This window comes from Terrimonas ferruginea DSM 30193 (genome assembly GCF_000425585.1).
Lineage (GTDB): Bacteria > Bacteroidota > Bacteroidia > Chitinophagales > Chitinophagaceae > Terrimonas > Terrimonas ferruginea.
Genome location: NZ_AUDS01000010.1, coordinates 157,527 through 169,609, shown reverse-complemented (window position 1 = coordinate 169,609; position 12,083 = coordinate 157,527). Strand labels below are relative to the sequence as shown.

The following is a 12,083-nucleotide window of genomic DNA, read 5'->3' as shown; positions in this document are numbered from 1 at the left end:
GTATTAAGGAATTATTAATTCTACCTTTATATCCCCAGCCCCGCTAAGGAAGCCAGTATTTTCGCACCCGATATTAAAAACTAATAAAATGGGCCTCAATTCTTTCCTCAAGATCTTTATGCCGAAGAACCGCATCTTCTTCGAACTGTTTGAACAAGTGGCTGACAACGTGGCCAAAATGGGCGTAGTGATGAAAGAAGTCGTAGCGGAAACTGATTTTGACAAAAGAGCCGCCCTCATCAAAGTGATCGAAGACCTCGAGCATGCCAACGACGAACTCACACACAGTGTATTTACCGAGCTTGGCCGCAACTTCATCACGCCCTTCGACCGCGAAGACATTCACTACCTCGCCACCTCCCTCGACGATATCGCCGACTATATATATGCTTCTGCGAAAAAGATCAACTTCTACCGCGTGAACCCCAACGACATGGGCATGCAGAAAATGGCCGAACTGATCGAGCAGGGCGCACAGCAGATCCGCATCGCGGTTCGCGAGCTGCGCAACATGAAAAATATGCGCAACATCACGGAAGCCCTGGTAAAGATCAACAGCATCGAAAACCAGGCCGACGATATTTTCGACATGAGCATCGAGCGCCTCTTCGCTACCGAACCCGACGCCAAAGAAGTGATCAAAAAACGTGAAATATACCAGGTAATGGAAATCGTGACAGACAAGTGCGAAGACGCCAGCAATGTCATTGAAAGTATTATTATCAAATACGCCTGATCCGGTTTTCCCTACAGAACCAGCCGTTTGCTCACGTATAAACTAATTTATGGCTTCTTTCCTGATTGCGATTATTGTACTGGCCCTTGTATTCGACTACATCAATGGTTTTCATGATGCAGCCAACTCCATTGCCACGGTAGTATCCACCAAAGTACTCACCCCCTTTCAGGCCGTACTCTGGGCTGCGCTCTTCAACTTCGTTGCCTTCTTTATCTTCAAAGACCATGGTGTGGCAGATACCATTGCCAAAACCGTGAAAAAAGATTTTGTCACCCTTGAAGTGATCTTTTCGGGACTGGTAGCGGCCATTATCTGGAATTTATTTACCTGGTGGAGAGGTATTCCCTCTTCTTCCTCGCATACGCTCATCGGTGGCCTCATCGGTGCGGCGCTGGTACATACCGGCAGTTTTCAATCGATCAACTCAGGGCCCGTTATCCAGATCGCCCTGTTCATCTTCCTCGCACCGTTGATCGGTATGCTCATGGCCTTTATCATTTCACTCTGGTTCATGTATTCTTTCCGCAAAGGGTGGGGACCAAAGCTGTTTTCGATGGGCGTCATCATCGCGGTATTCATCTTCCTGGCGTTGGTGCTGGAACGTGACCCTGCCCAATTGAAAAGTCATTACGATTCTTATGTACTGAAAGTTATATTCCATTCGCAGAATTTTAAATGGATACTGCTGGCCTCTATCCTGCTGATCATGGCTTCTTTCTCGCTTTTCCTCAGCAACCTGAATGCACACAAAGCCAATATCTGGTTTAAAAGACTGCAGCTCGTTTCTTCCGCCATTTTCAGTGTGGGCCACGGTGGTAACGATGCGCAGAAAGTAATGGGCATCATTACCGCAGCCCTGATCGCCGGCGGACAAATCAGCAGTTTCAGCGAAATGCCCGTATGGGTACCGCTCGCCTGTTATGCGGCCATTGCCGTGGGCACCATGAGCGGCGGCTGGAAGATTGTAAAGACCATGGGTACGCGCATTACCAAAGTAACACCGTTTGAAGGGGTGGCCGCTGAAACAGCCGGTGCCCTGACCCTCTTCATCACGGAATCGCTGAAAATACCGGTAAGTACCACGCATACCATTACAGGAGCCATCATGGGTGTGGGCGCGACCAAACGCCTCTCGGCCGTACGCTGGGGCGTTACCATCAACCTCCTCTGGGCATGGGTACTTACTATTCCTATCAGCGCGCTTATTGCCGCCTGCGTGTATTACGTAGTACATCTGTTTTAAACGAATAAAGCTGAAGGATTCCGGTTATCCGTTTTCTCCGTTACTTTTGCGGTAACTTTATTTATGGCAAAAATTCTTGTAACAGGAGGCTGTGGTTATATCGGTTCACATACATTGGTGGACCTGATCCAGAACGGCTATACGGTAATCTCGGCAGACAACAACTCCCGCTCCAATCCCGGTATTCTTAATGGTGTGGAACAGATCACCGGTAAGACCGTCAAAAACTACAAAGTAGACCTTTGCAACTTCGACGATACGTTTGCTATTTTCCAGGAGAATCCCGACATCGCAGGCATTATTCATTTTGCCGCCTACAAAGCGGTGGGTGAATCGGTAGAAAAGCCTTTGATGTATTTTGAAAACAACATTACGTCGCTGATCAACCTGCTGAAATGTGTACAGGAATTTCATGTTCCGCATTTTGTATTCTCCTCTTCCTGTACCGTGTATGGCACACCCGATGATATTCCGGTAACGGAGCTAACGATCCCCAAGCCCGCCGAATCGCCGTATGGCTATACCAAGCAGATGGGCGAACAGATCATCAATGAATTTGCCAAAAGCAGCGGCACGCGTTGCATCCTGCTGCGTTACTTCAATCCGGTAGGCGCACACCCTTCGGCTAAAATCGGGGAATTGCCGATCGGTCGCCCGCAAAACCTGGTGCCGGCCATTACGCAAACAGCGATCGGCAAACTGCCGTCCATGACCGTACACGGATCAGACTACCCGACACGCGATGGCTCGTGCATCCGTGACTACATCCATGTTTCGGATATCGGGCATGCACACACACTGGCGTTGCAATACCTGGAACAGGGAAAGAACAAACGTCTGTGCGATGTATTCAACCTGGGTACGGGCAATGGTGTGAGTGTGCTGGAGGCCATCCACACATTTGAAAAAGTAAGCGGCGTAAAACTCAATTATATGATTGGCCCGCGCCGTTCCGGCGATGTGGTGGCCATTTATGCCAACAACGACCTTGCGCGGAATGAACTGGGCTGGAATCCGGAATACACGCTGGAAGATATGCTGAGCACTGCATGGGAATGGGAGCAGCGCCTGCTGGCCGACGATGCCATCTTCGGCAGCCAGCCGAAAGAGCTCAACTAACCCGGTAATTAGCACTAATTCACTTACATTTGCCATCTAATTTTTAGCTATGGCATTAAAAGATATCCAGTCTACCGGTAACAAAGATACCCGTAGTGGTTTTGGTGATGGCATTGTTGAAGCAGCCCGTAAGAACCCCAATGTGGTGGCGCTTACCGCCGACCTGGCAGGCTCACTGAAGCTGAACCAGTTCATCAAAGAATTTCCTGAGCGTTTTATACAATGCGGTATAGCCGAAGCCAACATGATCGGCATCGGTGCGGGACTCACCATCGGCGGTAAAATTCCTTACACCACTACCTTTGCCAACTTCTCTACGGGTCGCGTGTACGATCAGATCCGTCAGTCTGTTGCTTATAGCGGAAAAAATGTAAAAATCTGCGCATCCCACGCCGGCCTCACACTCGGCGAAGACGGCGCCACACACCAGATACTGGAAGATATCGGTCTGATGAAAATGCTGCCCGGCATGACCGTGATCGTTCCCTGCGACTACGCACAGACAAAAGCAGCCACACAAGCCATAGCTGAATATGAAGGTCCGGTATACCTGCGCTTCGGTCGCCCGGTATGGCCCATCTTCACGAAAGAAGAAGATTTTGTAATCGGTAAAGCACAACAGCTTTCCGAAGGAACAGACGTTACCATCTTCGCCTGCGGCCACCTGGTATGGAATGCAATCCAGGCAGGTTTGCAACTCGAAGAAAAAGGCATCAGCGTTGAAGTAATCAATATGCACACCATCAAACCGCTCGACGAAGAAGCAGTGATCAAATCACTCAGCAAAACACGTTGCGCAGTAACTGCCGAAGAACACAATATTATCGGTGGCCTGGGTGATGCCATTGCACAGGTAGCGGCTCGTCACATTCCTGTTCCCATCGAATATGTAGGCACTAAAGATACCTTCGGAGAAAGCGGCGTTCCGAAAGATCTGTTAAAGAAATATGGCCTCGATGTTCCCGACATCGTAGCCGCGGCGGAAAAAGTTCTCAGCCGGAAGAAATAAAACTAAAAAGCGACCGATGGTCGCTTTTTAGTTTTAAGTAATAAGTTTTAAGTTATAAGCGTTGCACTGAGCCTGTCGAAGTGTAAACAGCCCTTGTTAGCCGGGAAACCAACGATAACTGCTTCAGGCCAGTTATACCATTCACGATTCACCATTCACCATTCACTTTTTTGAATTTTGCCTTTTGAATTTTAAACTTTGTAAGCTTTCGCCCTTCTAACCAGCAGTACTACATGGAGCTAACCCCGCAGACCGATAGCGTTTTATTAACCCAATTCCGGGAACCGGCTACAAAGGAGCGGGCTTTTGCTGCTATTGTCAAAAAATACCAGGAAAAACTTTACTGGCATATCCGCCGCATGGTAGTGGGACACGACGATGCAGACGATGTGCTGCAGAATGTTTTTATCCGCATGTGGAAAGGCCTCGAAAACTTCCGGGAAGACAGCCAGTTATATACCTGGCTCTACCGTATCGCTACCAACGAAAGTCTTACCTATCTCGAACAGCAGAAGAAGCGCTCATCGGTGAGTATCGACAGCCTCGAAAACGGGCTGGAAAACCGTATCCGTGCCGACGAACACTTCGATGCCAATAAATTGGAATGGAAACTGCAACTCGCTATGCAGCAGCTACCTGAAAAGCAGCGGATCGTGTTTAACCTGCGGTATTACGATGAAATGCCCTACGAACAAATGAGTAAAATACTGGAAACCAGTGAAGGAGCATTGAAAGCAAGCTACCATCACGCAGTGAAAAAAATAGAAGACTACATTAAAAATCATTAAACTTTAGCACGGCAATGCCGTCCTAATAAAGAAGAAAATGACACAGCGGGATACCATATTACAGGAACTGGCGGATTGTGGAAGCAGTCTTCAACCTGCCCTTACGGCTGCTCCTTACCGGGTGCCTGAAGGTTATTTCAACGATCTTCCCGATGTGATACTTTCCCGCATACGCACAGAAGAAACAACGACGGCTAACGAAGAAATAGCCGCGTTATCACCCCTGCTCGGCAGCCTCCCACGCGTATCCCCCTTCAAAGTACCGGAAGGATATTTTACTCCAACAGAGGAACAGGAACCCGATACAGGCTTTCTTACGGGCGCCGGCACACAAATACCTTACAGCGTACCGGAAGATTATTTCGCGCAACTGCCCGCGCGTATCCAAAGCCGGGTAACGGCAAGGGTAATACCTTTGAATGCAAGGAAATGGTTCCGCTATGCTGCCGCTGCAATCGTTACCGGTGTAATAGCTTTGTCGGGACTGATGATCTGGCAACAGCAACAACCCGGTAATAATTCATCCGTGCTGGCTTCTAAAGAAGTGCGCCGGACGTTTGAGGGTACTTCCGTGGAAGCATTGGAAAATTTTGTGCAGGTAACATCACCCGGCATCAGCAATAAAGACATCACCAATGTGACCGCCAAAAGTGATGAATTAAATTCTTTATTCAGGGAAATCCCGGATAGTGAACTCGATGCATTCCTGGACGTAACAAGCGATGGAAGTGAAGACGAAAGTCTGCTGAACTGATAAACATGAAGCGATTACTACTGATAGCTGTTTTACTGACCGGTCTGGTGCTGCCGTCCTTTGCGCAACAGGACGGAGACGATGATCGTCCTGCAGATGATATCAAACTGCGGCGCGGCATGAAAATGTTTATCCGGCAACGTTTGCAGTTGACGGATGATGAAGCGAAAAAATTCGAGCCGTTACTAGAAAAATACCTTACGGAATTGCGCGATGCACACGTGAAAAACACGGATCCGTTGGTGCGTCAGCAAAAAAAAGCAGAAGTAAGACTCCGTTATCGTGATGAATTTAAACCCATTATAGGCGAGAAGCGCGCCAACAGGGTATTTGTTGAAGAGCAAAGTTTTCGTCAGCAGATCCGTAACTACCTCCGGGAACGACGCGAACGTGGCGGAGGAAGAAGCGGATCGCTCAGGCCGTTGAAAAGATGAAAAATGAAGCTGGGATAAAATAATTTTTCAGTTATCTTTGACCTTGGTGTTTTTCATAGGTTAGCAACGGCCGGCCCTTTTCAGGGCGGGCCTTTTTTTTGATTAGGCAATTTGAAGATTTGAAAAGTGGCGATCTCTGAGACAGCAATTATCTAATCTTCAAATCATCAAATTTTCAAATTATCCGGCGTACACCGGCGTACGTACATCGTGATAAAATAAAAACGTCCAGCCCGCTGCTGCTCCTTCTTCCCACCATTTGCGTCTCAACTCCATCGCTTTCTTTCCATCATAATCATACTTCGCTACAAAGCGGTGTTTCATTTGCTGCAACTGGGGTGCATCATCTGCACCGAAGAAAATTACTTCAGCCCCATCTTCCATACGCAACACCTGGTGATAAGGCGAATGCGCGCCCGTTAATTGATAGTGTATATATCCATCGATCGTTCCTTCCTCCTGGTCGAGCAATACCACCTGCGATGATTGACGCAATAACTCCAGCTCGTCCGGCAGATAAGACGGTGTTCCTTTTTCAAAGGCGAATTTCAATTCATCTTCCCGTACATAATAAGTTGCCTGCGGAAAACTCAGCTTGCGGGGATCTGTTGCATCAGCCACGCCGCCCGCATGATCTTTATGTAAATGGCTCATCAACACCTTGGTGATACTGGCAGGATCCACGCCGGCTGCTTTCAGGTTTTTGTGCAATTGCATTTCACCGGTCGCGCGGTCTTTGAATCCAAGACCCGTGTCGAGCAACAACACATCTTTGGAAGTAACAACAACAAAAGGCTGTACTTCTACCAGCAGACTGCCAACCGGGCGGCTTTGCAGGTCGTCGGTGTTCTCTTCAAAGGGAACGAACTTCTTGCTGCCGTCAATCGTGAAGGAACCTTCCGATAAAGGAATAATTTTCATGTCTGTTAAATTAAAAGCCTAGCGCAACACCATCTGACGATCGGCATCGAGCCGCATCAGGATAAACAGCATCAGGCTGAAGGTAAGCAGTGACGCACCGCCATAACTGATCAGCGGCAAAGGAATACCGATTACCGGCGCCAGGCCAATGGTCATCGATACGTTGATGGCCACGTGAAAAAATAAAACCGAGGCTACGCCATAAGCATAACAACGACTGAACACACTTCGTTGACGCTCGGCGATGGTTACTATCCGGAATAATAATAAGAGATATAAGGCTAACAATACCACACATCCCGTAAAGCCGAAGCCTTCCCCGATGGTATCAAAGATGAAGTCCGTACGCTGCTCGGGAACAAACCCGTAACGCGTCTGCGTTCCTTTCAGCAATCCTTTTCCAAATACCCCGCCGCTGCCAATGGCGATTTTGGATTGTTTTACGTTGTAATCGGCAAGGTTCTCCTGTTTGCCACTCTTTTTATCGATCACCACTTCCCGCTTCTGGTATTCTTCGGGGATGTCTTTACCAAGTGTACTGTAAATACGCTCCACCTGGTGCGCGCCCAACACATTTTTAAAAAAGAACGGTACAGCAAAATACTGGATGCCGATACAGAGACCGCCGATAAGCAGTAATCTCAATAACAATATTTTATCTCGCCGGATTTGTCTGCGCAACAGTAGGGCGATAAACAACGTGATCCCGATCAGGATCATCGCCAGCAAGGATCTTTCCAGCAACAGTGTTGCGATCACCAGCGCTGCACCCGTAAACCCGATCACCAGGATGATGGAGGGCAATCCTTCTCTAAACATCACAAGAAAGAAAGCAAAGAAGACCAGCGCCAGACCTGTTTCTTTTTGCAGGATCGCCAGTACTGCCGGTACCAGCGTAATGGCCGCCGCAATCAATTGCGACCTCGTCTGCCGGAAGTCCGTCTCCGGTCTTGATAAGTATTTCGCGAGCGCCAGTGCCACGCATATTTTACAAAATTCCGCCGGTTGAAAGTTGAAGGCACCCAGCTTGATGATCGACTCCGTTCCTTTGATATTGGAGTGCAACGGAAACACCAGCAACAAAGCCAGGATACCACCGGCATAAAAGAGGTTGGCCGTTGCCGTAAAAAATTTACTGTCCGTCAGCAGGATAAACAATCCCAACACCAGCGATACGAGAAAGAAATAAAATTGTTTGCTGTAATCCGTTCCGAAGGATAAAAAGCTTTGTACTACCGGCGTTCCTTCTTTATAGGTAACGCTGAAGATAGCGGCCAGCCCTACGGCCACCAGCAGGATATAGATGCCGAACAGGCTCCAGTCCATGCCCTTCGATATGGTAGGGTTACGCTGACTCATGCGGCAGGTGATGGTTTTTCAAAGGGTTGACGGAGTGATTTACGGTCGGGTGCCAGCAGCGCAATGTGCTGGGTAACAGTAGTGCGTTTTTCTTTATCCTTGTCCTGATTCTGTGGCTTCGGCGCCTGCGGACCTCGAAGGAATTTTTTCAACCGCGTACTGTCTTTGGTTATACGCAGCCAGTCCTGTGCCCGGATAGAGTCTGTTTTGAATTGCAGCCGCTTCAGGTACGAAGGCATTTTATTGGTTTTGGAAATGCGTTCAAGATCGGCCTTGCTTCTTGCATTCAGGGTATCGATCAGGTATTTCTCCATCAGGATACGGGATATCGGACCGGCCCAGGTACCACCATAACCGGCGTTCTGCACAATTACGGCTATGGCTATTTTCGGATTTTCTTTCGGTGCAAAACAAACGAATACCGAGTTGTTCTCAAGTTTGATCCGTCTGCCGTCAAGCACAGTATAGTTTTCCGCCGTACCCGTTTTTGCACACACGTCAATACCATCAATACGCGCAATGCGGGCCGTACCCATCGTTACCACATCATGCATACCATTGATGATCGCCTGGTAGGTGGTATCGCTCACGTGTGTGAGTACGTCGTGCCGCTGGCGGTATTTTTTTACAAAAACGGAATCTGCTTCCGTTTCCTCATCAATTTTTTCCACCAGGTGTGGCGTATAGTAAAATCCGCGGTTGGCAATGATGCACATGGCATTCGCCAGTTGCAGCGGTGTGGCGCCCATTTTATCCTGGCCAATGCCTAACGTAAGGTTGGTACAGGAATTCCAGGCCCCGCGGTATTCTTTATTGTAAACAGCCGTATCGGGCACAAAGCCGCTGTTTTCTGAAGGCAGGTCCACGCCGAGTTTTACTCCCAGTCCGAACGCGTTCATGTATTCGCGCCATTTCATATAACCGTTCTTCACGTTGCCATAGCGCGGGTTGTCAACAGCCAGGCGGTATACGTGCGTGAAGTAAGAGTTGCAGGAGTTGGCAATGGCTAAACGCAGGTTGGCGGCGTGTCCGCCACCGGAGTGTGTGCAGGCCGGTTTGCCGCTTCCGCAGCCATAGTAACGGCCGGGACAGGGATAACCCCAGGATGGCGTGATAACGCCTTCGTCCAGCGCAATGAGGCCGCCAAGCGGCTTGAAGGTGGAACCCGGTTCGTATCGTCCCTGGATCGCACGGTTGAGCAGCGGGCCTGCTACGTCGAGCGCCAGTTTGCCGTAGTTGGACACTTTCTCCGGTCCCGTCAATTGGTTGGGGTCGTAGGTTGGTCCGGATGCCATGCAGAGAATACCACCGGTCTTGGGATCGATGGCTACCACGGCTCCCACTTTATCGGTGAGCAGTTGTTCGGCGAGCTGCTGCAGTTCCACGTCCAGGGAAGTGCGCAGGCTCCGGCCGGCAATGGCCGCCGTATCAAAAGCACCTTTCTCATAACTTCCCACCAGGCGGTTGCGGTTGTCCTTGATCATGTACTGTACGCCTCGTTGTCCCATCAGCACTCTTTCATACGTAGCTTCCAGTCCGTTCTTACCGATGTAATCACCAAGGCGGTAGAAGTTGTTGGAGCGTTTGATATCTTTCTCATCCACTTCATTGATGTAACCGAGAATGTGTGCCGCCACATTGAAGGGATACACGCGCACCGGACGTTCCACCATGGCAAAGCCGGGATAACGCCAACTGTCTTCTTCAAAGCGCGCCTGCATTTGTGGTGTGAGCAGCGATTGAAAGATGGAGGGTCTTACACCGGTATTTTTAAACCGTGCGTCATTCACACGTTTGCGAAAGTCAGCGGTATCGATTTCCATCATACGGCAAAAAGCCATGGTGTCAATGTTCTTTACTTCAGCCGGTGTCACCATCAGGTCGTACATGATGGCGTTGTTGAGCACGGCGCGGCCTTTGCGATCGTAGATGATACCCCGCTCGGGATAAACAATCTTGGGATAGACGGCATTGTCCATGGCCATGGGACCATATTTCCCCGACAGGATCTGCAGGTTGACCAGTTGCCCGACAATGATCAGAAAGACCAGCAGGAAGATCAGCCGGATCACCCGGCTACGGGATTGATTAAACACAGACATAGGTCAATACGGCGCCGATGTTGAATGGAATAAAAAGAAATGGGGATTATTAGCCTTTACAAAGTACGAACTACTCCGCGCGCTTTCCAAATGTTTACGGGACTAAATTTTCTTTTTAAGAAAATTTTCAGGATGATGTATTGGTGCGGAATTTCAGCTTGCGCGGAAACAGCAATTCAGTGGTAATGATCAGCAATAAACTGATAGCCGTAGTGGTAACGATTTTCAGGAGGAACAACCACAGTGATCCGAATGAAAGCCACTGCAGCAAGGTGAGATAAGCGTTATGCAGAATCGTAAGCACGAGCACATACACCATGTAAGGCGTCCAGCCCATTGCCTTGGGTGAGGGTTCGCGGTAAGTAAACTCGGAGGCGTCTTTTGGTGCAAGAATATTGATGATGAACGGGCGTACAAATGCAACCAATACACAAGCGGCTGCATGCAGCCCCGGCGTCATGGTAAAATAGTCAACCGAAATACCCATCAGGAAACCCAGTACCAGCAGCCCGCCGCGGGAGACGGTGAAAGGCAGCCATAACAAAAACAGGAAATACAAATAAGGCACCACCAGTTGATGCAGGTGCGGCACCACGTTCAACACGTATACCTGTACGAGCAGGAAGAACACAAAACGGATGATATTGCGTACCAGGTCGCTCAAGGTGTCGTTTTTTTGAAATCCACTTTACGTTTGGCTTCTTCGTCCAGCTTGTGCTGCTCATCGAAGTCGATGTTCTCGGATACAAATACCTGTTGCAGCGTAGAGAAGTTGGCGAAAGGCCGGATTCTTAATGTATAGAAATTGGTAGCGCTGTTTTTGATCACGGCATCTACAGTACCTACCAGTTTGCCCGGCGGGAAACTCAGGGAGAACTTACCGGTTACGATTGTATCGCCTTTCAGTACAGAATCACTTTTGGGAATACCGCTCATGGTTAAAAATGCAGGATCATTGCCATCCCAGGAAATCGTTCCGCCACTGCCGGTCTTTTTGAGCAATACGTTGACTTTGCTCTGCACATGCAGGAGGCTCATCACCTGACTATAATTAGCGCTGGTGGCAATCACTTTTCCTACCAGTCCTCCATTGGAACTGAAAACCCCCATATCGTCGCGGATACCATGAGCGGAGCCGCGGTTGATCTGGATATAATTTTTATCGGAGTTGATCGTGCTGTATACGGCCTGTGCATCTCTCCACGCAAACCGCCGGTAATGTCCGAGGGTGTCGAGTTTTACCGTATCACGCATAACGGGTTGACCGGTATCGCGGGCGATAAAGTTGTCGGACAGCAAATTCAGGAGGGAGTCGTTCATCTTGTGCACCTGCGTATTTTCCTCTTTCATCCGGAAAAAGTAGCGAACGGTGTTGTAGCGGGTATTGAACCAGCCCGTTACTTCATTGGCCACGCCCATTCCTTTGGCGCGATGGGATCTGTTGTAGGTAAATAAAAACCATATACAGATGCCCTGCAGGATCAGGAATCCCAGGAACACACTGTAGCGGCGAATGAACAGAAAGATGTTACGCATAAATTAGGACAAAGGCCGGCGGCGACAGGTAAAAGACCGGGGAAAAGCGAAACTTAACTTTTTCCGGACCTCCTGTCCC

At 49.1% G+C, this 12,083-nt stretch carries 12 protein-coding genes; 7 read left to right on the top strand and 5 right to left on the bottom strand.

What is annotated here, in order from left to right; all coding sequences use genetic code 11:
• The first annotated feature begins 88 nt into the window (after positions 1 to 88).
• From H608_RS0103785 to H608_RS21140, 7 genes are all read left to right on the top strand, one after another.
• Positions 89 to 736 carry a DUF47 domain-containing protein gene (locus H608_RS0103785; protein ID WP_028786513.1) on the top strand — a complete coding sequence of 216 codons (648 nt, stop codon included), beginning with the start codon at positions 89 to 91 and terminating at the stop codon, positions 734 to 736.
• A 49-nt stretch (positions 737 to 785) separates the two neighbouring features.
• Positions 786 to 1,982, top strand: coding sequence for an inorganic phosphate transporter (locus H608_RS0103780; RefSeq protein WP_028786512.1), 1,197 nt, complete (start codon positions 786 to 788; stop codon positions 1,980 to 1,982).
• Between the two features lie 63 nt (positions 1,983 to 2,045).
• A complete protein-coding gene (gene galE, locus H608_RS0103775) occupies positions 2,046 to 3,101 on the top strand; it encodes a UDP-glucose 4-epimerase GalE (RefSeq protein WP_028786511.1) in 1,056 nt (351 codons plus the stop codon).
• Between the two features lie 49 nt (positions 3,102 to 3,150).
• Complete coding sequence (locus tag H608_RS0103770) at positions 3,151 to 4,110, top strand: transketolase family protein (RefSeq protein ID WP_028786510.1); 960 nt, start codon at positions 3,151 to 3,153, stop codon at positions 4,108 to 4,110.
• Between the two features lie 233 nt (positions 4,111 to 4,343).
• A complete protein-coding gene (locus tag H608_RS0103765) occupies positions 4,344 to 4,898 on the top strand; it encodes an RNA polymerase sigma factor (protein WP_028786509.1) in 555 nt (184 codons plus the stop codon).
• Between the two features lie 37 nt (positions 4,899 to 4,935).
• Entirely contained in the window at positions 4,936 to 5,652 is a 717-nt protein-coding gene (locus H608_RS0103760) for a hypothetical protein (protein ID WP_028786508.1), read from the top strand.
• 5 nt (positions 5,653 to 5,657) lie between these two features.
• Positions 5,658 to 6,086, top strand: coding sequence for a hypothetical protein (locus H608_RS21140; RefSeq protein WP_155990035.1), 429 nt, complete (start codon positions 5,658 to 5,660; stop codon positions 6,084 to 6,086).
• Positions 6,087 to 6,266: 180 nt separating this feature from the next.
• Here the strand turns inward: H608_RS21140 and H608_RS0103750 are convergent, their stop codons facing one another.
• From H608_RS0103750 to mreC, 5 genes are all read right to left on the bottom strand, one after another.
• Positions 6,267 to 7,007 (bottom strand): MBL fold metallo-hydrolase, encoded by a 741-nt coding sequence (locus H608_RS0103750; RefSeq protein ID WP_028786507.1) that lies wholly within the window; start codon positions 7,005 to 7,007, stop codon positions 6,267 to 6,269.
• Between the two features lie 18 nt (positions 7,008 to 7,025).
• Positions 7,026 to 8,366 (bottom strand): rod shape-determining protein RodA, encoded by a 1,341-nt coding sequence (rodA, locus tag H608_RS0103745; RefSeq protein ID WP_028786506.1) that lies wholly within the window; start codon positions 8,364 to 8,366, stop codon positions 7,026 to 7,028.
• Complete coding sequence (gene mrdA, locus H608_RS21135; RefSeq protein WP_051268008.1) at positions 8,363 to 10,468, bottom strand: penicillin-binding protein 2; 2,106 nt, start codon at positions 10,466 to 10,468, stop codon at positions 8,363 to 8,365. Before mrdA ends, rodA begins: the two co-directional genes overlap by 4 nt.
• 127 nt (positions 10,469 to 10,595) lie before the next feature.
• Entirely contained in the window at positions 10,596 to 11,132 is a 537-nt protein-coding gene (locus H608_RS0103735) for a hypothetical protein (RefSeq protein ID WP_028786505.1), read from the bottom strand.
• Entirely contained in the window at positions 11,129 to 12,004 is an 876-nt protein-coding gene (gene mreC, locus H608_RS0103730) for a rod shape-determining protein MreC (protein WP_028786504.1), read from the bottom strand. The genes H608_RS0103735 and mreC overlap by 4 nt, the downstream gene beginning before the upstream one ends.
• Positions 12,005 to 12,083 lie beyond the last annotated feature (79 nt).

What these genes read in the sequence shown, in the direction of transcription:
- H608_RS0103785 (WP_028786513.1), top strand. Translation starts at nt 89, where the DNA reads ATGGGCCTCAATTCTTTCCTCAAGATCTTTATGCCGAAGAACCGCATC.
- H608_RS0103780 (WP_028786512.1), top strand. Translation starts at nt 786, where the DNA reads ATGGCTTCTTTCCTGATTGCGATTATTGTACTGGCCCTTGTATTCGAC.
- galE (WP_028786511.1), top strand. Translation starts at nt 2,046, where the DNA reads ATGGCAAAAATTCTTGTAACAGGAGGCTGTGGTTATATCGGTTCACAT.
- H608_RS0103770 (WP_028786510.1), top strand. Translation starts at nt 3,151, where the DNA reads ATGGCATTAAAAGATATCCAGTCTACCGGTAACAAAGATACCCGTAGT.
- H608_RS0103765 (WP_028786509.1), top strand. Translation starts at nt 4,344, where the DNA reads ATGGAGCTAACCCCGCAGACCGATAGCGTTTTATTAACCCAATTCCGG.
- H608_RS0103760 (WP_028786508.1), top strand. Translation starts at nt 4,936, where the DNA reads ATGACACAGCGGGATACCATATTACAGGAACTGGCGGATTGTGGAAGC.
- H608_RS21140 (WP_155990035.1), top strand. Translation starts at nt 5,658, where the DNA reads ATGAAGCGATTACTACTGATAGCTGTTTTACTGACCGGTCTGGTGCTG.
- H608_RS0103750 (WP_028786507.1), bottom strand. Translation starts at nt 7,007, where the DNA reads ATGAAAATTATTCCTTTATCGGAAGGTTCCTTCACGATTGACGGCAGC.
- rodA (WP_028786506.1), bottom strand. Translation starts at nt 8,366, where the DNA reads ATGAGTCAGCGTAACCCTACCATATCGAAGGGCATGGACTGGAGCCTG.
- mrdA (WP_051268008.1), bottom strand. Translation starts at nt 10,468, where the DNA reads ATGTCTGTGTTTAATCAATCCCGTAGCCGGGTGATCCGGCTGATCTTC.
- mreC (WP_028786504.1), bottom strand. Translation starts at nt 12,004, where the DNA reads ATGCGTAACATCTTTCTGTTCATTCGCCGCTACAGTGTGTTCCTGGGA.